The 21,371-nt window shown below is 33.4% G+C and carries 26 protein-coding genes, 1 tRNA gene and 2 riboswitches; of the genes, 13 read left to right on the forward strand and 14 right to left on the reverse strand.

Annotated features, from left to right (window positions below):
* Nucleotides 1–266 precede the first annotated feature (266 nt).
* Together E3U55_RS03010 and rpmG are read right to left on the reverse strand one after the other, a co-directional pair.
* A complete protein-coding gene (locus tag E3U55_RS03010) occupies nucleotides 267–836 on the reverse strand; it encodes a 5-formyltetrahydrofolate cyclo-ligase (RefSeq protein WP_194840807.1) in 570 nt (189 codons plus the stop codon).
* A gap of 66 nt (nucleotides 837–902) precedes the next feature.
* The gene (gene rpmG, locus E3U55_RS03015) at nucleotides 903–1,052 is read right to left on the reverse strand and encodes a 50S ribosomal protein L33 (RefSeq protein ID WP_134338860.1); all 150 of its coding nucleotides are present in this window, start codon (nucleotides 1,050–1,052) and stop codon (nucleotides 903–905) included.
* Between the two features lie 159 nt (nucleotides 1,053–1,211).
* On the opposite strand from rpmG, the gene E3U55_RS03020 reads away from it, so the two are divergent.
* From E3U55_RS03020 to E3U55_RS03050, 7 genes are all read left to right on the forward strand, one after another.
* Nucleotides 1,212–1,607, forward strand: coding sequence for a hypothetical protein (locus E3U55_RS03020; RefSeq protein ID WP_134338861.1), 396 nt, complete (start codon nucleotides 1,212–1,214; stop codon nucleotides 1,605–1,607).
* A 23-nt stretch (nucleotides 1,608–1,630) separates the two neighbouring features.
* The gene (locus tag E3U55_RS03025; RefSeq protein ID WP_134338862.1) at nucleotides 1,631–2,194 is read left to right on the forward strand and encodes an endolytic transglycosylase MltG; all 564 of its coding nucleotides are present in this window, start codon (nucleotides 1,631–1,633) and stop codon (nucleotides 2,192–2,194) included.
* A gap of 55 nt (nucleotides 2,195–2,249) precedes the next feature.
* Nucleotides 2,250–3,803, forward strand: coding sequence for a rhomboid family protein (locus tag E3U55_RS03030; RefSeq protein WP_134338863.1), 1,554 nt, complete (start codon nucleotides 2,250–2,252; stop codon nucleotides 3,801–3,803).
* An 8-nt stretch (nucleotides 3,804–3,811) separates the two neighbouring features.
* Nucleotides 3,812–4,003 carry a YqgQ family protein gene (locus E3U55_RS03035; RefSeq protein ID WP_134338864.1) on the forward strand — a complete coding sequence of 64 codons (192 nt, stop codon included), beginning with the start codon at nucleotides 3,812–3,814 and terminating at the stop codon, nucleotides 4,001–4,003.
* Between the two features lie 155 nt (nucleotides 4,004–4,158).
* Nucleotides 4,159–6,057: an LTA synthase family protein gene (locus E3U55_RS03040; protein ID WP_134338865.1), complete on the forward strand. Its 1,899-nt coding sequence runs from the start codon at nucleotides 4,159–4,161 to the stop codon at nucleotides 6,055–6,057.
* Nucleotides 6,058–6,151: 94 nt separating this feature from the next.
* The gene (locus E3U55_RS03045) at nucleotides 6,152–6,853 is read left to right on the forward strand and encodes an ABC transporter ATP-binding protein (protein ID WP_134338866.1); all 702 of its coding nucleotides are present in this window, start codon (nucleotides 6,152–6,154) and stop codon (nucleotides 6,851–6,853) included.
* 9 nt (nucleotides 6,854–6,862) lie between these two features.
* On the forward strand, nucleotides 6,863–7,648 hold the full coding sequence (locus tag E3U55_RS03050; protein WP_134338867.1) for an ABC transporter permease: 786 nt from the start codon (nucleotides 6,863–6,865) through the stop codon (nucleotides 7,646–7,648).
* A gap of 21 nt (nucleotides 7,649–7,669) precedes the next feature.
* Here the strand turns inward: E3U55_RS03050 and E3U55_RS03055 are convergent, their stop codons facing one another.
* Nucleotides 7,670–7,855, reverse strand: coding sequence for a DUF2759 domain-containing protein (locus E3U55_RS03055; protein ID WP_134338868.1), 186 nt, complete (start codon nucleotides 7,853–7,855; stop codon nucleotides 7,670–7,672).
* Between the two features lie 153 nt (nucleotides 7,856–8,008).
* Here E3U55_RS03055 and E3U55_RS03060 point away from each other — a divergent pair, with 153 nt between their 5' ends.
* Complete coding sequence (locus E3U55_RS03060; RefSeq protein WP_323740395.1) at nucleotides 8,009–8,635, forward strand: MBL fold metallo-hydrolase; 627 nt, start codon at nucleotides 8,009–8,011, stop codon at nucleotides 8,633–8,635.
* 47 nt (nucleotides 8,636–8,682) lie between these two features.
* Here E3U55_RS03060 and E3U55_RS03065 read toward each other — a convergent pair whose 3' ends face one another.
* The 9 genes from E3U55_RS03065 to comGA form a co-directional block, all read right to left on the reverse strand.
* Entirely contained in the window at nucleotides 8,683–8,925 is a 243-nt protein-coding gene (locus E3U55_RS03065; RefSeq protein ID WP_134338869.1) for a DUF2626 domain-containing protein, read from the reverse strand.
* A gap of 117 nt (nucleotides 8,926–9,042) precedes the next feature.
* A tRNA-Gln gene (locus E3U55_RS03070) sits at nucleotides 9,043–9,114 on the reverse strand.
* A 14-nt stretch (nucleotides 9,115–9,128) separates the two neighbouring features.
* Nucleotides 9,129–9,545, reverse strand: coding sequence for a hypothetical protein (locus E3U55_RS03075; protein ID WP_134338870.1), 417 nt, complete (start codon nucleotides 9,543–9,545; stop codon nucleotides 9,129–9,131).
* Nucleotides 9,517–9,939, reverse strand: coding sequence for a competence type IV pilus minor pilin ComGF (comGF, locus tag E3U55_RS03080; protein ID WP_134338871.1), 423 nt, complete (start codon nucleotides 9,937–9,939; stop codon nucleotides 9,517–9,519). Before comGF ends, E3U55_RS03075 begins: the two co-directional genes overlap by 29 nt.
* On the reverse strand, nucleotides 9,923–10,258 hold the full coding sequence (locus tag E3U55_RS03085) for a hypothetical protein (RefSeq protein ID WP_134338872.1): 336 nt from the start codon (nucleotides 10,256–10,258) through the stop codon (nucleotides 9,923–9,925). The genes comGF and E3U55_RS03085 overlap by 17 nt, the downstream gene beginning before the upstream one ends.
* Complete coding sequence (gene comGD, locus E3U55_RS03090) at nucleotides 10,248–10,697, reverse strand: competence type IV pilus minor pilin ComGD (protein WP_134338873.1); 450 nt, start codon at nucleotides 10,695–10,697, stop codon at nucleotides 10,248–10,250. The genes E3U55_RS03085 and comGD overlap by 11 nt, the downstream gene beginning before the upstream one ends.
* The gene (gene comGC, locus E3U55_RS03095) at nucleotides 10,678–10,989 is read right to left on the reverse strand and encodes a competence type IV pilus major pilin ComGC (protein WP_134338874.1); all 312 of its coding nucleotides are present in this window, start codon (nucleotides 10,987–10,989) and stop codon (nucleotides 10,678–10,680) included. Before comGC ends, comGD begins: the two co-directional genes overlap by 20 nt.
* Before the next feature lie 12 nt (nucleotides 10,990–11,001).
* Complete coding sequence (locus tag E3U55_RS03100; protein ID WP_134338875.1) at nucleotides 11,002–12,039, reverse strand: type II secretion system F family protein; 1,038 nt, start codon at nucleotides 12,037–12,039, stop codon at nucleotides 11,002–11,004.
* Nucleotides 12,008–13,012: a competence type IV pilus ATPase ComGA gene (comGA, locus tag E3U55_RS03105; protein ID WP_134338876.1), complete on the reverse strand. Its 1,005-nt coding sequence runs from the start codon at nucleotides 13,010–13,012 to the stop codon at nucleotides 12,008–12,010. The genes E3U55_RS03100 and comGA overlap by 32 nt, the downstream gene beginning before the upstream one ends.
* A gap of 31 nt (nucleotides 13,013–13,043) precedes the next feature.
* Between comGA and E3U55_RS03110 the strand changes: the two genes are divergently transcribed.
* Nucleotides 13,044–13,541, forward strand: coding sequence for a shikimate kinase (locus tag E3U55_RS03110; RefSeq protein WP_134338877.1), 498 nt, complete (start codon nucleotides 13,044–13,046; stop codon nucleotides 13,539–13,541).
* Nucleotides 13,542–13,789: 248 nt separating this feature from the next.
* The gene (locus tag E3U55_RS03115) at nucleotides 13,790–14,590 is read left to right on the forward strand and encodes a GNAT family N-acetyltransferase (RefSeq protein WP_134338878.1); all 801 of its coding nucleotides are present in this window, start codon (nucleotides 13,790–13,792) and stop codon (nucleotides 14,588–14,590) included.
* 47 nt (nucleotides 14,591–14,637) lie between these two features.
* On the opposite strand, the gene E3U55_RS03120 is transcribed toward E3U55_RS03115, so the two are convergent.
* Complete coding sequence (locus E3U55_RS03120; RefSeq protein ID WP_194840808.1) at nucleotides 14,638–15,447, reverse strand: YqhG family protein; 810 nt, start codon at nucleotides 15,445–15,447, stop codon at nucleotides 14,638–14,640.
* Nucleotides 15,434–17,053, reverse strand: a complete 1,620-nt coding sequence (locus E3U55_RS03125) for a DEAD/DEAH box helicase (protein ID WP_134338880.1) — start codon at nucleotides 17,051–17,053, stop codon at nucleotides 15,434–15,436. Before E3U55_RS03125 ends, E3U55_RS03120 begins: the two co-directional genes overlap by 14 nt.
* A 119-nt stretch (nucleotides 17,054–17,172) precedes the next feature.
* Nucleotides 17,173–17,263, forward strand: a riboswitch (glycine riboswitch).
* Nucleotides 17,264–17,266: 3 nt separating this feature from the next.
* Nucleotides 17,267–17,351, forward strand: a riboswitch (glycine riboswitch).
* Between the two features lie 66 nt (nucleotides 17,352–17,417).
* Between E3U55_RS03125 and gcvT the strand changes: the two genes are divergently transcribed.
* From gcvT to gcvPB, 3 genes are read left to right on the forward strand one after another with little or no spacing between them, the layout of a single operon-like run.
* Nucleotides 17,418–18,512 carry a glycine cleavage system aminomethyltransferase GcvT gene (gcvT, locus tag E3U55_RS03130; protein ID WP_134338881.1) on the forward strand — a complete coding sequence of 365 codons (1,095 nt, stop codon included), beginning with the start codon at nucleotides 17,418–17,420 and terminating at the stop codon, nucleotides 18,510–18,512.
* A 15-nt stretch (nucleotides 18,513–18,527) separates the two neighbouring features.
* Entirely contained in the window at nucleotides 18,528–19,877 is a 1,350-nt protein-coding gene (gene gcvPA / locus E3U55_RS03135) for an aminomethyl-transferring glycine dehydrogenase subunit GcvPA (RefSeq protein ID WP_134338882.1), read from the forward strand.
* Nucleotides 19,870–21,339 carry an aminomethyl-transferring glycine dehydrogenase subunit GcvPB gene (gene gcvPB / locus E3U55_RS03140; RefSeq protein WP_134338883.1) on the forward strand — a complete coding sequence of 490 codons (1,470 nt, stop codon included), beginning with the start codon at nucleotides 19,870–19,872 and terminating at the stop codon, nucleotides 21,337–21,339. The genes gcvPA and gcvPB overlap by 8 nt, the downstream gene beginning before the upstream one ends.
* Nucleotides 21,340–21,371 lie beyond the last annotated feature (32 nt).

Genomic DNA, 21,371 nt, shown 5'->3' on the forward strand with positions numbered 1-21,371 from the left:
CGGATATGAGGTCTCTTCATCTTCGGGTCTTGAAGGCATGCATTTACAAGGTGCGATGACAATTTTCACCGCTAATGTAAAACGTATACTAAAACTTAAAACATAAAAGAACAATACAAATTTCTAACTTATACCAAAAAATAGCTGTTTCGGACATTTAGAAATCCGAAACAGCTATTTTTTTTAGCTCACAATTAAGTTTCTTGAAAAACTGACAGTTTTTCAGTGGCCTCCATCAATGTAGGCATTTCTTTTTGTGTCTAGAGTTATACGTTTGTGTAATAAGTATCTTTTTCAGTAATGATCCCATCTACCGGCAGGTCATATTGATCATGAGGTAAATGTTTAACCAATTGTTGTTCCATAGCTATTGAAATTTTAGCATTGCTATATTTCGACAGGTAGCGGTCATAATAACCTCCACCGTAGCCAATACGATAACCTTGATAATCATATAAAAGCCCAGGAACAATGATTAGATCAATTTCTGAGGGTTGTACGAGCTTCTGTTTATCTTCTTTAGGTTCATACAAATCCAAAAAAACATTTTCTAACTCATGCTGGTTAGTAAACTTATAAAAGTTCATGGAATGGTCTTGATCTGGATAACATTTTGGAATAACGACAGTTTTCTGTTGCTTCCAGGCCGTTTCTATAATTGGCAATGTTTCCAATTCGATTTTTCTCGCAATTGTTAGAGCAATAACGTCGGAGCTCATCCACCATTCTGAGAGGTATAGACGATTAGAAATATCATTTAAGTATTCCTTTTTCTGTTCTTTTGTAATTTGCCTTAACAATCGTTTGCTTAGAATACGAAAAGTTTCTTTATACACAAGATTCCACTCTCCTGAAACTACTAGAATTAAACATATAAAAAAACAGTAGGAGACCCTACTGTTTTATTTCGTTTCACGGTGTAACGTATGTTGATTTTCTCTTGGACAATATTTTTTCATTTCAATACGCTCAGTGTTCGTACGTTTATTTTTAGTAGTGTAATAATTGCGGTCACCACATTCAGTACATGCTAACGTTACTTGTACACGCATGTAAATCCCTCCATTTCTGCATTTACAATCATTTTTGACTACATTATCATACCAAATGTGAATTAATTATTCAAGGACGAAATCATAAATTAAAAGCATTCTCTTTCGATATAGTTAATGTTAAACTATTTACTAGAATGTTGGTGAGAGGTGAGGAGCTTGTTATACATCATAGTTACGTTATTAAGTGTGGGAATAGTATTGTTAATAAGTTCATTTTTTATGAGCAATCGTTTTGATGAATTAGAAAATCAAATTGAACAATTATCAATTTCAACTTTGCAAGATAGTTATGTTTTGAAAAATAAAGTAAAGGTATTAGAAGAGGAATTGTTAACCGATTCCATTGATTTATCAAATATTAGACAGACAATGAAAACACAACAAACGAACGGTTCGAAGTCTGTCGATAAAGAACCTGCAATTGTAAAGAATGTAAAATCATTATATGAACATGGGTATTCCATGAAACAAATAGAAGATCAAACTGGTTTAAGACAAGAAGATATAAAAGTGATCGTTAATCAACAAAATAAAAATGAAGCATTTAAATAATGTTTTGAGGGAGATTTTTAAGCATGAGAACTGTGGTGCAATCTTTTTCTATAGGAATCATAACTGCTGCATTAATCATAGGTATATTCTATATGTTAGAAGAGGAAGAGACCGTTCAATCAGAGAGCACATTATCTACTCAAGAAGCTAAAGAATACTTAAAAGATGAAGGGTTTGCGGTGGTTAGTTCTTCAGAATACGATGAAATTCTTAGGGAAAAACAGCAACTTGAGAATGAAATTGCACAGATAAAAGAAGAACAATCTAAAAAAGAAGATGAAGATAACAAGGAAAAATCAGAAACAGAACAAAATACAGAAGAAAATAATGAATCAAATGCGGGAACCCAAAATGATGAAGAAAAAGAGACCGAGGACAACAATAAATCTTTTACACTTAATATCCAAAGTGGTATGACTTCAATCGATATCGCTAATGAATTAGAAACAGCACAAATTATAGATAATGCAGATGAGTTTAACAATTATTTGGAACAAAATAATTATAGTCGTCAAATTCAACTTGGTGAATACCAATTAAATAATAGTATGAGCTTTAATGAAATTGCTGATGTTATAACTAATTAATAATGTATTGATAATTAAATGATAGGTTGTTTTGGGTGGGTTAGGAGTTGTTACTTTGTTTATCAAAGAGAGGTTTATTTTATTAAAAGCGATTGATCATCTAATTGAAGATCATAACTATCGCATTATATATACATCAAAGAATCGGGATGAATACGTTTTACAGAAATACGATAAACGAGTGAATAAGATTCTGCGTTTTAAGCAGCAAACATTTGATTGGGCTAATCACTTAAAACGTGACATAGAACAAAGGATTGCAGCTTTATTAAGACAAAAACAATTCCTTAAAGGTAAAGAAATTCAAATGCACTTCGTTTATATAGCTGATTTAAATCCAGTAGATGATTGGGAACACTTAATAAATACTAATAAGGTAAAACACTCTAAACCCACTAACGTTTCAGTGTATTATTTAGATCAACACAACCGTGAACAAGAGTGGGAACGTTTTATTATGCACATTAATGAGGGTAACCCAAACTTAGTAGATAACCTTTCACATTCTGAAGAACTAGAAAGACATGTGCCTTATCTAGAACAAAAATTACAAGCATCTTTATATAAAAAACAACGAGAGATACAAGAAGTGTTCTCCTTTGGTAAAAATCGTTTAACCTTCTTATTAATTGCTGCAAATATTTTAATTTTTTTGTTGTTAGAGATGAACGGGAGTACGACGAATACCCTTGATTTAATTAATTGGGGGGCTAAGTATAATCCAGCCATTGCAGATGGTGAATGGTGGAGAATATTTAGTTCGATGTTCCTGCATATTGGTATGCTCCATATTTTAATGAATATGATTGCTCTTTATTACTTAGGTGATTTAACAGAAAAAATATATGGAACCACACGTTTCTTTTTTATATACTTTCTTGCCGGAATTTTTGGCGGGCTAGCCAGTTATGCAACCAATGATTCGGTAGCCGCAGGTGCATCAGGAGCAATTTTTGGATTGTTCGGGGCTTTGTTATTTTTTGGTTTTCATTATAAAGATATTTTCTTTCGTACAATGGGTATGAATTTGCTATTAGTTATTGGAATTAATATAGTCTTTGGCGTATCAGTACCTCAAATTGATAATGGTGCGCATATAGGTGGATTAATAGGTGGTTTAATTGCATCTCAAATTGTCCACCTACCCAAAAGGAAATCGTGGTCTAAACAGTTAATAGCTTTAACAATATTTGTTGCGGCTGTCATTGTCATGTTTTCTTTTGGAACTAATAATGCATATTCATCAGTGAAACCTGAAACTTTAGGGTTAATGTCTTATCAATACCTTGAAGAACAAAAGTTTGAAAAAGTTTTAGACATACTTGATGAACCAATTGAATCAGGTGTTGAACAGGATTATTTATTCTACTATCGATCAATTGCGTATGTAAATTTGGAACAAATAGTTGCTGCTAAAAAAGACCTTAAACAAGCAATTAAATTAAATCCCGACTTTGCAGAAGGGCATTATAATTTAGCCATCCTGTATATTGAAGAGGATAACCTTGACCAAGCGGAGTCACACATAATAAAGGCTCTCAAAATAAAACCAAATGATGAAAAAATTAAACAATTAAATGAAGAGTTAAGTAATCTTAATAAGGAATGACAGATACTATGGAAACAATGATAGATGTTAGACAATTACTTAAAAGATTTGGTGTATTTGTTTATGTGGGCAACAAAAAAGCAGATCTACATTTAATGGAAGATGAAATTAATGCGTTGTTTGATAATGGCCTAATAACCCGCGAAGATTATATGAGTGCTCGCTTAATTATAAAAAAAGAGAAGAAAGACCTAGAATAAAATTAGGAACTTGATGTTATAATATTTAAGTTTGCGGGTATATCATATAATACTAACGTATTTTTATGAAACTTTTATGGTTTTGATACGTCTAATCAATGTGAAAAGACATCAGAAATGGGAAAGACAACAGAAAGGAAGACGGAGGCTATATCATGAATCGCTTTAAACATATACCATTATTTATAGTTGCTGCTATTTTATTTGGATTAAAGACATATGTCGTTTATCGTTTTTATTTCAATTTATCAATCGAATCAATTTTCCAAGAAATAATACTATTTATCAATGCATTTGTTATTAGCTTCTTTATATTTTCTATTGCAATTTGGTTTAATAAAAAACGCCAAAGAAAATATATTTTAACAATGTCCATTCTATTATCATTTATTATAATATTTAACTTAATGTATTATCGTAATTTTACGGATTTCATAACACTACCGACATTATTCCAGGCTAGCAATGCTGCTGATCTAGGAACAAGTATCTTATCACTGGTACATTTTGTTGATGTGTTTCTAGTCCTCGATGTAATTGTTTTATTTATTCTAAGCAAAAAGCAAATATTTCCAGTTCAAAAATTCTCTACGTTGTTCAAGCGTCGAATTGTAACTGTTGCTATGTCAGCAATTGTCTTAAACTTAGTAATGGCTGAGATTGAACGTCCAATGCTATTTAAACGTGGTTTTGACAGAGAATATTTAGTTAAAAATGTTGGTGTATTTACTTATCATGCCTATGATGCGTTTATTACAGCGTCAACTCACTCAAAACGAATTTTTGCGGACGGCTCAGAGCTAAATGAAATTGAGGAATATGTGAAGAAAAGCGTGCAAGATGAAGACCAACAAAATGCAAATGAAGAAATAAATTTAGAAAACATAGCAGAGGGTAAAAACATTGTTTATATTGCTGCGGAATCTTTCCAACAATTTGTCATTAATAAGAAATTGCATGGTGAAGAGATTACCCCATTTTTAAATGATTTAATTGATGATAGTTATTACTTCGAAAATTACTATCATCAAACACCTTTAGGGAAAACATCTGACCATGAATTTCTATTAGACAATAGTTTATATCCTCTACCTAATAGTGCTGCTTTCTATACGCATGCTCAGAATGAATATTATGCTTTACCTGAAATTCTGAAAAAGAAAAAAGGATATAACACATTTGCTTTTCATGCGAATAACGGAAGCTTTTGGAATAGAAATGTGATGTATGAGAATTTAGGTTATGATAAATTTTTCGATGTTGAATCATTTGAATTTGATAAATCAGATGAAATCGGTTGGGGACTTAATGATAAAATGTTCTTTAACCAGTCAGTCGATATTCTTAAAGAACAAAAACAACCTTATTATGCAAAACTTATAACTTTAACAAACCATTTTCCATTTGATATTCCAGATGAAGAAGCAACAATAGATCCTTATACTTCAGATTCTGTAACACTTAACCAATACTTCCAAACTGTGCGTTATACAGATGAAGCAATTGAAGGTTTCTTTAAGAAAATGAAAGAAGAAGGTCTTTATGAAGATACCATCTTCATTATTGGTGGAGACCATTATGGCATACCTTCATATCATTATGATGATTTAGGTGAATATCTAGGTAAAGAAATTACACCGTTTGAAGATGCTAAACTACAAAGAGTACCATTTATTGTTCATATCCCTGGGCATGACGACGATCGCACATTATCTCGAATTACAGGGCAGATTGATTATAAACCAACGATTCTTAATTTCTTAGGAATTGAACAACAAGAAGACATTGTGTTTGGTAATAATATGTTTGCATCTGTTGAAGATCGAAAAGACTTTATTGCATTCAGAGATGGCCAGGTGGTTGGAGAAAACTTTGTCTATGCTGGAGGAATTTGTTACGATCAGTCAGGTGAGCCGGTAGAAGATGAAAATTGTACGGATATTAGAGAAAAGGCTACGAAAGAATTAAATTACTCTAATGAATTAATATATGGTGATCTACTTCGCTTCTACGATTTTGAAAGCGGAGAAATTAAAACAGAGGAAAAAGAATAATTGCTAAATCATGAAGGGTTGCTTGTTACTTGAGCAGCCCTTCTATTTTTAGTATGGTTATTTATATAACTAACGGCAAGGTGGAGATGACTTCGTGTCTAATCATGTATTTGAGCTATCTGAGGTCAATAAACGTGTATTACAAAATATAAATTTAACGGTGAATCAAGGGGGCCGCGTTATGGTTTTTGGACCATCTGGGTCTGGGAAATCAACTTTATTACACCTTTTTAACCGGTTAGAAGACCCTGATTCTGGTGAAATAAAGTATCAAGGGCAACCTATTGAAGATTATAATATCCCAAAATTAAGAAAAGATGTAGGCCTTGTATTACAACAACCATACCTTTTTTCAGAAACAGTCATAGATAACTTAAAGTATGGTCCTAAAATGTTTAACGAGTGGGATGAAGCGTTTGTTGATGAATTACTGGATTATGTTAATTTACCTAAGGCTTATTTAGATAAACCTGTTGAAGACTTATCGGGTGGAGAAAAACAGCGAGTATCATTGGCTAGAACATTAGCCAATAAACCAAAGGTATTATTACTTGATGAACCAACTAGCGCATTAGATGATCAAAATATTGAATCCATTGAGGAAGACTTATTAAAACTTATGGATGCTTGGCAATTAACCATTATTATGGTTACTCATAATCTAAAACAAGCTATGAGATTAGGAACTAAAGGGATTTATTTAGAAAGTGGAAAAATTGTAGAAACTGGAAAATTACCTAATTTAATTGAACACCCTCAAACCGATTCGCTTAAAAATTTCACAGCAAACCAATAGGAGGTAGACATGGAGAGAGATGTTTCCAATTTTTCATTGCTTGTGTTGATTGTATTTGTGATGATTCCTTTTACAATCTCATATTTTTATCAATTAGGACTAAAAAAAGATATTCTATGGTCTTCTGTTAGAGGTGCCGTTCAACTTTTCTTAATTGGACTTATATTAACGTATTTATTTGATTTACCTCCGTTAATTGGTATACCAATTATGTTAAGTGTCATGATTACAATAGCTACTTTTCATGCAAGAAAAAAAGGGAAGGAGCTACCCAATGCATTCTTAACTATACTTTTAGGGCTAGTGACTATTGAAATCTTTGTTTTAGGACTGTGGCTAGGATTTGATATGGTATCATTTACACCAGAAGAAATTATTCCAATGAGTGGTATGGTGATTGGTAATAGTATGGTAGCCATGGGATTATCTCTTGAAAGAATGAAAGCAGAATTTAATACAAATGAAGGAAAAATTTTAGCAGCCTTATCACTTGGAGCAACTCCTAAGCAAGCTTCTCACATAACCGTAAGGCGTACATTAAATGCAGCATTAATTCCGAATATAGATCAGTTAAAAACTATCGGACTTGTACAATTGCCTGGAATGATGACGGGGTTAATATTAGGAGGAGTTCCACCGATCGTCGCAATAAAATATCAATTGGTTATATCCATAAGTATATTCTCCACTGTATCCATAAGCGCGATTATCGTATCATTAGTCATGTACAGATTTTTTTATAATGAAAAAATGCAACTTGTCGATTTTGAGGAATTAAAAAATAAAAACGGCTAACATAAGTTAGCCGTTAGGGTATTAGTGAGTTGTACCTGATAACATATTCATAATCTCTGAATAAATAGTCATTACTGAAAACCAACCAAAAACTGCTGCCGAAGCACCTGCAAATAAGATTGCTAAAACATTACGTCTTTTTAACTCTCTAAACACTGCAATGGCACTTAGTATCGCTACAAAGAAAAACATAATTCCTAATACCATATGTTGTTGCCTCCTTGAAATTACAAAGTTGTTCATTAAATTACGTTTAAGTATTTTTTATTGACGTTTCTTTCTCTAGTATATTTTATACAAAAAAAATAATACTGTCGAGTGATATTAATAAAAATCCATAGTAAATTGGGGGAACTTTTTGTGAACATTAATGTTAAAGATCTTCAATTAGGAATGTTAGGAACTAATTGTTATTTATTATCTAACCAAAATAATTGTTTAGTCGTTGATCCTGGTGGTGACTATGACATATTAAGGAGAGAGCTGGAGAATGAAAGTTTAACTCCAGTCGCTATAGTGCTTACACATGCTCATTTTGATCATATAGGAGCAGTAGAAGACCTAAGGCTAAAGTATGACATTCCTGTCTATATGCATGAATCGGAAAAAGAATGGCTTGTAGATGCATCACTTAACGGCTCTGAATTATTTGGGGTAGGAAAAATTCAATCATCTAAATTACCTGAGTATACGATAGGAGAAGGTCAAAGTAAAGTTGGAGAGTTTGAATTTGAAGTTTTTCACACCCCAGGACACTCTCCAGGGAGTATTTCATTATGGTTTGAAAATGATAACATATTAATAGCTGGAGATACTCTGTTTAACGGCAGTATCGGCAGAACGGATTTACCTTTTGGTAATCACCAACAATTAATTGAAAGTATTAATGAAAAAATTATGTCTTTACCGGATGATACTATTGTTTATTCAGGGCATGGACCAGAGACTACTGTAAAACAAGAAAAACAATTGAATCCATTTTTATAAAGAGATAATGAAAAAAGGATGGCTCAATGAATGAGCCATCCTTTTTGTTAGTGCGCAAATCCAGGTTCTAAGATGAACGTAACATAGTAAGTAAAACCTACCATGAAAACTGTTAAGTAAGCGCCAAAGATATACATATAAAGACGTTCAGAAAGATTTAAGTATCCAATTCCTAAAAAGAAAACTGTTTGCGCTAAAAATAGTAGTGATAATTGATTCATACCACCAGCATAGAACATAGCCGTAAAAATCCCTGTCCAAAATGCGATTACGCGAAACATTCTTGGCATGTCTTTTTCCTCCTTTGTGCAGGAACGTTATCAAAAACATTATATCGGAATCCAATTTAATTGTAAATGAACAAATTTTGTACAAATGAAAGATTTTCCTTATAAAAATAAAAAAGACTGGGCCAGCTGGATTCGAACCAGCGCATGACGGTACCAAAAACCGTTGCCTTACCGCTTGGCCATGGCCCAATACACAATCATTATTATAATAAGTTATCATCGTTTTTATACATTATTTTTGTTGAATAAATGAATGGCCGATCTCTTTTATAATTGTTTGTTGTAATCGAAAGTTTGAGTTTAATGGTATTGTCATCAATTAAGGAATATTCTATACATGCTTGACCTGTTTGGTAAATAAATTCAATCAACTGTACATCTTTAGAAATAAGCAATTCTTCTTGCTTTGCATCAAAGTCATGGATCGCAATTTGAATAATGTTCTGGAGCGATTGTTGCTCTTCTAACATTTTGGTTTGTTCTAGTTGATATTGTTCCAACTCATATAGTGTTAATAAAAAAGACGATAAGATAATCATGACAATTAAAACATAAGGAAAAACAGCTCCTTTTTCATTTGAGATAAATAATTTAATAAACATATGCCTTCGTATATTCATGACCATCACTCCTAATGATGGTAATAGTAAATAAATTATTGTTATATTGTTGTATTTTAAATTCGCTTACTTCTCTTAATAAGATTTCATATCCTGAATAGTCAACTCTTCGTCTAATTAATTTGTTATAAAGGTCAATGGTTGCAGTTTCTCCTTCAAAATTGTTTATATGAATAGAATTCGATTGAACCTCAATATCTTTAGCTTGATTCATCTCTGCAGCAAGAAAGTAATGAAACTGTCTCATTTCCATCTCAGATAGTGTATAAGGTGTATCAAGTTGAACAACTAATTTAACTAATGTAAGCAACATTGGAGTTAAGCTGATTAATATAGATAATGCTAATAGTGTTGATAACAATGTAAAGCCATTTTGGCTACGTAGCAGGTACATATCTACATATTCTCTTTTCTTCTTGTTTTGTATTGGTCCAAGCTATACATGTGAAATATTTATTTTCGTCTAATTGAAACTCAAAGTAATAAATATTTTGGTTATGTTGAACGGGATATTCGACGCTTTGAGTTGGTTCGTTGACCAACTGTTCTAATATTTCTTGATTGAGTAATTCTTCTGCTTGAATAGTTAACTGGTAATCTTGTTGTATAGATGCAATTCGACTGATGAATGGGAGTAGAATACTTGTCATCATTAAGATACAGGTTAGTGCAAGTAATAAATCTGTTAAAATATATCCTTTCTCACAATTCATTGACATAAAACCTTCCCTTCCCAAATGGAAAGATGACTTTATAGGCTTTGTTTTTATAAATGACAAAAAACGAACCTGGATTAAGAGGAAGACCTGTTGTGTTGTATCTGAATGGTACGCTGAAGGAATAGAGGTCAACTTTTATTTGAGGATTGTAATGCCTGATAATTAATTTAGTATTGCCTTGTATATCTGTAATGTAATAATAATTTTCGCTACGATTAAAGATTAGAGATAATGATTTTTGATTTGTTACAGAGTATTGCTGCATAAAAAAGATATCTTTTTCGAAGGAGTCTAAGAATTGTTTGACTGGATCTTCTGGTTGATCAACTTTGAAAAAAATAATGGAAATTGTTGTAATCATCATAACTATCATTAAAACGATTAACATCTCTATAAGGGTGTACCCTTTTTGATTACGAACCAGAAGAACCAATGGAAACTACTCCATCTGTACCTATTGTTATATCCGTCCAGTCAGTACAACTGTTTTTTGTAGAGGTGTCGATTCCTTCAATATCAGTAATGGTTGTTGGATACACACCTTTTTCAATTTTATAAAGTTGAACCTCCGACTGCACCATATCCTCAAATGCTTCACACCCTTTGTCTTCAACTAAAGTGTTATATTTAACTACATTAGGAATGGTTATAATTAGTAACACAGATATAATTAACAAAACAATTAACATCTCTATTAACGTAAATCCTTTTTGGTTATTCAACATAGTTTTGCTCCTTTATAAGTGTTTCATGAGCTGATACACAGGAAAAATAGTTAAAATGTAAATAGTAATTACTATTGCACCGACAACGACGAAAGAAATAGGCTGAATCATTAATAATGTTTTTCGTGTTTTATCTTCTAAAACATCCAGCAAAAGGTTAGCGTAATGATAAAGGTCCCTAGAAAGAGTTCCAGTATCATCACTTCTGTTGATCAGCCACTTCATTTCGTCTTGTATGAGGGATAATGATTTAAATGATTCATACAGAGATTTTCCATGTGATAGGTTAACCACGATGATCTTGGCAAAGTAACTAATTAGTTTTAATTCATTTTGACTTCTAATGAGTTTTAATGATTCTTGAATGGTCTTTCCACTTTCTAACAGTGCGTAAAGCTGATAGGAAAATTGTAAGCTTATGAGTAAACTATAGTAGTATTTAATAACTGGGAGTTGTGAAATTACACGAATTTTCTTAGGGATTGATTGTTTCTTCATGTAAGCCAATGTAGCTATGAGGAAAAATAATAACATCAAAAGAATAGTGGTGAAAACATTAATACTATGGACAATCATTTGAAAGAACTTTAATGCGTCAGCTGATCCGAATGTATTAAACGTATTTTTGAACATGGGCATCAAATAAATGTTTAGACCAATAATGATCAAAACGCTGATAAATATTAAAAGTAAGGGATACTTTAGCACATCTAAAAACTTCTTTTGGAACTCTGCTTTGATCTTTAATAAACGGTTACAGTTAATAATGTGCTCACTGATATGTCCTGATTCATTTGAAAAATTGATAAATGAAATTACTATTGGATGGAAAGATAGTTTTCTAAAGCATTCATCAATCGTGGTTCCTTTTTGAAGAAGATTTGAAAATTCATTAGCAATGACTTTAAATTGAGGGTCATACTTCATAAATTCTAATGCTTGTTTCATAGTATACTGTTTAATTAAAAGTCTAGATAAGCGGTCTAAGAAATCTATTTGCTCTTTAATAGGGAAGGTGTTATAACGAAAGGGAAGTATAGCCAAGCGCATAGGCTTTCCTCCTTAGTATTTCAAAGGTTTGATAACCTTTACGACTTTCCGGCGGGAATCCATCTAGTGCTTTATTAAGGTAATCTCCAGTTAGAAGTTCAGCTATAGCAGCCCGGCCTCTTGATTGTTTTGACTGTATTTGTTTAATAGGTACAAGCTGTTGAGACGCAATGCCAATAATAGTTTCTTTTAGATCTGCTTTGCTCAAGCCCATTTCATTCAGTCTGGAAATGGTTCCATAGGCACTTTTAGCATGAACGGTACTCATTACTAAGTGTCCAGTTAAGGCAGCTCTGAGTGCAAATCTCGCTGTTTCAGCATCTCTAATTTCTCCAACCATAATAATATCTGGATCATGACGCAAGGCTGCTTTTAATCCTACATCATAATTGAACCCAGCCTTTTCATTTACTTGAACTTGTAACAAGTCATGGATGGATTGTTCAACAGGATCTTCTAACGTTATAGCCTGAAAGCCATAATGTTCAATGGAACTTTTTAGTAATGCATACATTGTTGTAGTTTTTCCAGAGCCAGTTGGTCCAGTAAATAAAATCATACCAGCTCTCTGTTTTATCCACCCCAACAAGCGTGTACCTTGTGAGGGGAAAAGAAATAATTGTTTAAGTTTTGGGTAATAATCTTTTGATAATATACGAATGGCTAGGCTTTCTATATGTTTAGTTGGTAAGGTGGATAATCTTAAATCATAAGGCTGCGACTCAACATGGTGTAATATGGTGCCATTTTGAGGGATACGTTTTTCAGCTATATCCATACCTGATATGAATTTATAATAACTGATTAACGAATGGTACGCGTCATAAGGAAGGTCTTTATAGAACCATCGATAACCGTTTATTCGAAAATAAATTGAGACATCATCCGTTTTTGGGTTAAAGTGTATATCAGTAGCCCCTTTATGGATGGCTTCATTTAAAATAGAATTAGAATGAAGTTCAGGGTTATCCACTTTCAAATCCTCCTTTTAAGTAGGTGAAAATATGAAAACAATAGCATTAGTTGGTTTTATGGGTTCAGGAAAAACAACAACTGGGAAGGCATTGGCAAAAAAATTAGGTGTTCAATTTTTGGACACTGATCAAATGATAGAAGCACATACAAACATGTCCATCCCTCAATTATTTAATCATTATGGGGAAGGATATTTTCGTGAGTTAGAGAGCGATATTATATTAAATTATGATTTCAACGATGTAATTGTAGCTACAGGTGGTGGAATTGTTAAAAGAGAAGCAAATTGCGAAGGTCTGAAAAAGCGATTTGATACCGTGTTTTTACAAACTGAATTTAATACTATTTTAAAACGCTTAGAAAGTGATGCGTCTCGACCGTTATGGCAACAGTCGAATAAAGAGCGAGAAGAGTTATTTAACACTCGTCAACAACTATACCTTGATGTTTCATCTATGATTGTTAAAACTGATGAATTAACAACAGATGAAATAGTTCAAGATATCCTCTCACAATTAAATTTATAAACAATTAAAATTGTATAGTCAAGCAGGGGAAAATTGTTGTTTCTCTATAAGGAAATATAGTTTTCTACACTAAAAATAACCATTATATAACATTTTTAATGAGAAAATAAAAAAAGACTATAATTTTATTTAAGGGTAATAAGTAGTTATTAGATGAAGGAATATAGTAATAAAAAGAGAATACATATATTGTAAATTTATAATTGAATTATTCATGATTTCTATTTTAAATCGGGAGGTCTTTTATTATGTCGGAAATAATAAAAGAGGCGACGGTAGATGAGCTTATTACAGCCAATCAACGAAATCTGTTAGGTTTTTTTTATTTAACGAGTCAAAACGCTAAGGAAATAAACTATTATGATGATGAAGGCATTGAAGGGATTTACAGTCCCAATATGCCGGTAAACGTTATCAATCGAATTATTCGTACAGATACTATTGAGGAAAATTTTGATGATGTTAAAGAGCGTGTGTCTCAATTTTATGGTAAAAAGGGTGCTCCATTATTTTGGGAAGTCTGGCCAACGAATAGTACTTCAGATGTTGAAATGGAGCTTAAGAATAGTGGATTCAGTTATTCGCATGAGTATCCCGCAATGATTATAAAACTTGATCAAGTTAAAATTAAAGAATTAACGAATTTCGAAATTAAGATAGTAAAAAATGAATATGACGCACGTACCTTAGCTAACTTGTTTCAGGAAATCTATCAACTCCCAGATGCTGGTGGCGAAGATTTTTACAATACGATTGTAAACTCTGGTTATGATAGTGATTTAGTAAGTTATATTGGTTATGAGGAGAGCGAACCTGTCTGTATTGCTACTATTTATTACCATGCGGGGGTAGCAGGCATTTATAATGTAGGTACTAAGGAGAAGTATTGTAGAAAAGGTTACGGCAGAAAAATTACTGAAGTCGCCTTGTTAGATGCTAAGAAACGAGGATTTGAATTCGGAATTTTACAATCTTCTGATCAAGGATATAAAGTTTACCAAAGAATGGGCTTTGAAAATCAATGTATGGTTCAATCATATAAAAAGTAGTTGCTTAAAATGCAACTACTTTTTGTACTTTATAAATCAAACAAAATTTAAGAAATATTCATCATATGTTTTGATCGGTTTTCAGTTAAATAGAATAATCCGCAATTAATTAGCTTTAATTGAACCTTAGGGTATAAACGATTATAGATTTGTTCCTCAATATTTTTTTGTAATACTTCTGTATCTTCATCCTCCCGTGTTTTAAATAAATGATCAGTCATATTCAATTCTTTTTGATACAATTCCATAGATTCTTGTTCAAATGCAGATGATTTTTGATTAATTCTCAAACTGATTTCCTGGTTAATCATTTGTATGGCACGGTTATGTGAGATGATTGGAGGAATCTTATAACAGTAGTCAGGGATAACATTAACAAAAGATTCTTGTAAAATTTCATCCATCATCTTGAACCGCATTGTGCCATTAATTAAATAAACCCCTATACTGACCAATTCATCTTGTGTATATGATCCTTGATATCTCACTTTGAGATTACAAATAAACCAAGGATGTAAGGCTTGACGCTCATCTTGATTCGTTTCTTCATAAAGTTCAGCATATCGACCTTCTTCAAAAATCATTTGAAATAACTGTTCTAGTCTTGGAGAACCGTAATGAATCCATTCACCTTTTTCTTCTTTCTTACTTTCATCTGATATAAATGTCACAGACATGGGTTCGCCTTGTTTGCCAAGTTTTTTAACATACTGCCAATAAAAAGGTCGGTTCATAAGCTTCTGGTCTAATTCTTCAGTCAATTTAACTTTAAGAAGACCACGTTCATTTAATTCAATAGTTGCTTGTCTTTTATAAAAAAAATGCACAAGAAATTCATGTATTTCAGCTTGATTCATTGGCAATATCCCTTTCTTCCACATGACTGTCGCTTATGACAGAGAATAGATGGTTAACTTTGATAGAAGCTTCCTTTTCAGAACGAGATTCTTTAACGATATCTTCAATTTCTTCTTCCAGACTATTGATACCAAGTTGACTTAGAATTTGATCTAGTTCGCCAATCACATCTTTAAATAAATCTAATTTATCGTACAGTAAGTTTAAGATTCTTTGGTCGATTGTGTTGTTTAAAACCATGTAATAGATATTTACATCTTTAGTTTGTCCAAAACGGTGAATACGACCTATACGTTGCTCCAGTTTCATAGGGTTCCATGGTAGATCATAATGAATCATGTGATTACAAAATTGTAAGTTGAGTCCTTCACCACCAGCATCTGTAGCAATGAGCACCTGAGCTTTATTTTTAAATAATTGGATCATCCAGTCTTTCTTACTCTTTTTAAATTTACCGTTAAATGTGACAGAAAAAATTCCATTTTGTTGTAAAAGCCATTGAAGGTAAATCTGAGTTGATTTGTACTCCGTAAAGATAATACATTTGTCATTTAGTGATTTTACAAACTCTACCGTTTTTAGAGCTTTTGAATGATGAGGGAGTTGTTCAATTTGTTGCATCATGTCATTTTTAAAGTCATCATCCCAGTTAGAATGACGAATGGTTTGATAACAAGCTTCACGGCTTGAACATATTTCTCTTTGTAAAGTAAGAGTGGTAAATGAATGATAAGCATTCATAGATTCAAGTTGTTTGTAAAATTCCAGTTCCTGTTCAGTGAAATCCACAAAAATGGTTTCTATATCACGTTTTGTCCAGTCATTCTCTGTATCAGACCTGCGATTTCTAATCATGGATTGTTTAATTAGTGTTTGAATGGCATGACTATCTTCATGTCGTTCTTGTTTAACATTTTTCTTAAATGAATATTTATCACCCAATAAACCTGGTCGAACAATTGACATTAGGTAATAAATCTCATCAATTTTATTTTGAATAGGTGTTGCAGTTAATAATAAGCAATAGGTCGATCTAATTTGTTTCACAAATTGATAGTTTCGAGTTTTAGGATTTTTCAACCGATGAGCTTCATCAATAATTAACATATCATAGTCCTGTTTCAATATTTCACTTGCATGCGGTTCTTTTTTGGCTAAGTCAATTGATGATATACAAATATCATAAGCTTCCCAAGGGTATGACCGATGTTTGGATGTAGCTGGAATATAAAAAGTACGCTGTAATTCAATTTCCCACTGTCTAATTAATGATGAAGGAACAAGAATAAGTACTTTTTTTACTAAGTTTTTAACCATTAGTTCTTTTAAAATGACACCAGCTTCGATTGTTTTTCCTAAACCAACTTCATCAGCTAATATAGCTCGACCATGCATTTGATTTAAGACCTTTTTTACGGCGTCAAGTTGGTGAGACATTAACTCTAGGCCGGGCAAATATTGCATGCAAGTTAATGAATCTTTGTTATTCATTTTCATTTTGCTTAATTGATAAGCTTGTCTAAAAGTATCCCAATCACTCGATTGGTAATCATTAAGATTTTGAGAAAGAGATTGCAAATCTTGATCTTCAATAACTATTCTCATCGATCCTACTCCTCTCTAAAATAAATCGATGATGACGCTTACACAAGTCATGCACATATGCTATAATGTGACACAAGTATAGTATTATTATGTACAAAAAATAGAATATCATCAGGCGAATGAATACAAGGGGAGAGACCATTTTATGGCGCCGACGGAGCAAATACGGTCACGTATGAATCTCTCAGGCAAAAAGACTCTTGTAGGACGCTACTCTGGAGAGTGTTCATGACTATGAACCACCAAAGATGCAAGTAATGCTAAACGTATTACGAAACTTTCAGGTGACAGGACAGAGAATTCCGAATGGTTGATTTGGTATTCTCTTTTTTAATGTTTAAAAACAAATAACGGAGGGATGAGAATGGGAGAGTTGAGACGAACACCAATTTATCCTGTTTATAATGCAAAAACAGTTGATTTCGGTGGTTGGGAGATGCCAGTCCAATTTGTTGGTATCAAAGATGAGCACCATGCTACGCGAGAAAAAGCTGGTTTATTTGATGTATCTCACATGGGAGAAATTTTAGTTGAAGGTAAAGATAGTGAAGCATATTTACAAAAGATGTTAACGAATGATCTATCTAAAGTATCTATAAATCAAGCGCAATACACCATCATGTGTTATGAAGATGGCGGCACAGTAGATGATTTATTAGTTTACAAGCTTGAAGAAGAAAAATATCTTCTAGTTGTCAATGCTGCTAATACTGAGAAAGATTTTGATTGGTTAAAGCAATATGTGACTGGTGATGTATCAGTTGAAAACGTTTCATCTGAATATGTGCAGTTAGCACTACAAGGACCTAAAGCAGAAACAATCTTGCAAAAGCTGACAGAGGAAGATTTGAGTGAGATTAAATTCTTCAGATTTAAGCAAGATGTTGAACTTAAAGGAATTGAGCACGGTGCTTTAATTTCTCGTACAGGTTATACAGGTGAAGATGGTTTTGAGATATACATAGACCAATCAAGTGGTGTAGATCTCTGGAAAGCCATTTTAGAAGCAGGAGAAGAATTTGAAGTCACACCAGTTGGTCTAGGAGCTCGTGATACGTTGCGTTTTGAAGCTAACCTTGCTCTTTACGGTCAAGAACTTTCGAAGGATATCACTCCAGTTGAAGCAGGATTGAATTTTGCTGTTAAAGTTAAGAAAGAAGCGGATTTTAACGGTAAAGAAGTGTTGGCTGAGCAAAAAGCTAATGGCCCAAAAAGAAAGTTAGTTGGGTTAGAAATGATAGACAAAGGCATTCCTCGTCATGGATACGATGTATTAAAAGATGGGGAAACGATTGGTTTTGTTACTTCTGGAACTCAATCACCTACATTAGGTAAAAACGTAGGTTTAGCCCTAGTGAATACCGAATTTGCTAATGAAGGTGAATTTTTAGATGTACAAGTAAGAAAAAGAACGTTACAAGCTAAAGTAGTTCCAACACCATTTTATAAGAGAAAATAAGAGAGGTGAATCATCATGCAACATCGTTACATTCCAATGACTGAAGAAGATAAAAAGTCGATGTTAAAAACTGTTGGGGTAGATTCAACAGAAGATTTGTTTGCAGATATCCCTAAAGAAGTTCGCTTTGATGGTGAACTTAATATTAAACCAGCGAAAGATGAATATGAACTAAAAAAAGAATTGTCACAATTAGCTGGTCAGAACGCAAACCTGGAAAGCCATACGTCATTTTTAGGCGCAGGTGTGTATCAGCATTATATTCCATCAATTGTAGACCATGTTATTTCTAGATCAGAGTTTTATACAGCTTATACACCTTATCAACCAGAAATTTCACAAGGTGAATTGCAAGCAATCTTTGAATTCCAAACGATGATTTGTGAATTATCTGGAATGGAAGTAGCTAATTCCTCTATGTATGATGGAGGAACAGCTTTAGCTGAAGCGGTTAATTTAAGTGCCGGGCAAACGAAAAAGAAAAAAGTATTAGTATCTAAAGCGATTCACCCGGAATCTCTTGAGGTTATTAAAACTTATGTTAAAGGCCCTGGCCTTGAAATTGTTGAAATTGATGTTAAAGATGGTTTAACAGACCTTCAACAACTTGAGCGCGAATTAGATGATGATACTGCAAGTGTAGTTTTACAGTACCCTAACTTCTTAGGACAGATTGAACCACTTCAAGAAGTAAATGAGCTATTAGCTAATCAAAAGAAAACAATGATGTTAGTTTCTAGTAATCCATTGAGTCTAGGATACTTAACGCCTCCAGGTGAATTTGGTGCTGATATTGTTGTAGGAGACGCTCAAGTATTTGGTATTCCTGCACAATTCGGTGGACCTCATTGTGGTTATTTTGCAACAACGAAAAAGCTAATGCGTAAAGTTCCTGGCCGTCTAGTTGGTCAAACAGTAGATGAAGAAGGTCAACGCGGCTTTGTGTTAACCTTACAAGCTCGTGAACAGCATATTCGTCGTGATAAAGCGACATCAAATATTTGTTCAAACCAGGCGTTAAATGCTTTAGCATCATCAGTTGCCATGTCAGCTTTAGGTAAACATGGAGTTAAAGAAATGGCTGAATTAAATATGAAAAAAGCCCGCTATGCTATGAAAAAATTTGAAGAAGCAGGTTTTGAAGTCGTATATAATGGCCCAATATTTAATGAATTTGTTGTTAAAATTAATGGCAATATAGCTACTTTAAATAAAGAGCTCTTAAACAAAGGTTTTATTGGTGGATTTGATTTAGGAAAAGTCAATGATCAGTGGAGCAATCATTTATTAATAGCAGTTACTGAAATTCGCACCAAAGATGAGATTGATCAATTTGTAAAAGAATTGGGTGATATCAATGGCTAATCAAAAAGACTTCCCAGTTATATTTGAATTAAGTCAAAAAGATCGAAAAGGTTATAGCTTACCTTCATTAGATGTACCAGAAGTTGATTTAGACGCTGAATTTGATAGCGCATATGTAAGAAAAGAAAGCCCTGATTTACCAGAAGTGAGTGAACTTCAAATCATGCGACATTATACAGCGCTTTCTACACGTAACCATGGTGTAGATTCAGGGTTTTATCCACTAGGATCGTGTACAATGAAATATAATCCTAAAATTAATGAGGATGTTGCACGTTTCCCAGGCTTTAGCCAAGTTCATCCTTACCAAGAGGAAAGCTCAGTACAAGGAGCTCTAGGGTTATTGTACGATTTACAAACATCTTTAGCTGAGATTACTGGTATGCATGAAGTGACCTTACAGCCAGCAGCTGGTGCTCAAGGTGAATGGACTGGATTAATGATGATTCGTGCCTTCCATGAAGCCAATGGGGATTTTAACCGAACAAAAGTCATCGTACCTGACTCGGCACATGGTACTAACCCAGCATCAGCTACAGTAGCAGGGTTTGACGCTGTGACTGTTAAATCTGATGAGCGAGGGTTAGTTGACCTTGAAGATTTAAAGCGTGTGGTTGGAGATGATACAGCTGCATTAATGCTAACAAACCCAAACACATTAGGATTATTTGAGGAACATATATTAGAAATGGCTAAGATTATCCATGATGCAGGTGGTCGTTTGTATTATGACGGTGCTAACTTAAATGCAATCATGGGTTATGCACGTCCTGGTGACATGGGATTTGATGTGGTTCACTTGAACTTACACAAAACATTTACAGGCCCACACGGTGGTGGCGGACCTGGTTCTGGACCAGTTGGTGTATCTGAAGAGCTTTCAAAATATTTACCGAAACCAGTTCTAACAACAAATGGCGACCAATATTACTTTGATCATGACCGTCCAGAATCAATTGGTCGTGTGAAACCGTACTACGGAAACTTTGGTATTAATGTTCGTGCTTATACTTACATTCGTTCTATGGGACCTGACGGCTTAAAACAAGTCAGTGAAAACGCGGTTCTTAATGCAAACTATATGATGCGTCGATTAGAAGAAGAGTATGAGTTACCATTCACACAACATTGTAAGCATGAATTTGTTCTATCAGGTAAGAACCAGAAGAAATTAGGGGTTCGTACATTAGATATTGCTAAGCGTCTTCTTGATTTTGGGTACCATCCACCTACAATTTACTTCCCTCTTAATGTTGAGGAAGCATTGATGGTAGAACCTACTGAAACGGAATCAAAAGAAACATTAGATGAATTTATTGATGCAATGATTCAAATCTCTAATGAAGCAAAAGATGACCCTGAAGTCGTTCAGGAAGCACCACATACGACAGTAATTAGTCGTTTAGATGAAACACAAGCAGCAAGAAAACCAGTGCTACGTTATATGAAGGAAGAAGAATAAAAAGAAGCGGCTACCAAGATGGTAGCCGCTTT

Origin of the sequence: Filobacillus milosensis, from assembly GCF_004402015.1 — a bacterium.
GTDB classification, from domain to species: Bacteria; Bacillota; Bacilli; order Bacillales; family Alkalibacillaceae; genus Filobacillus; species Filobacillus milosensis.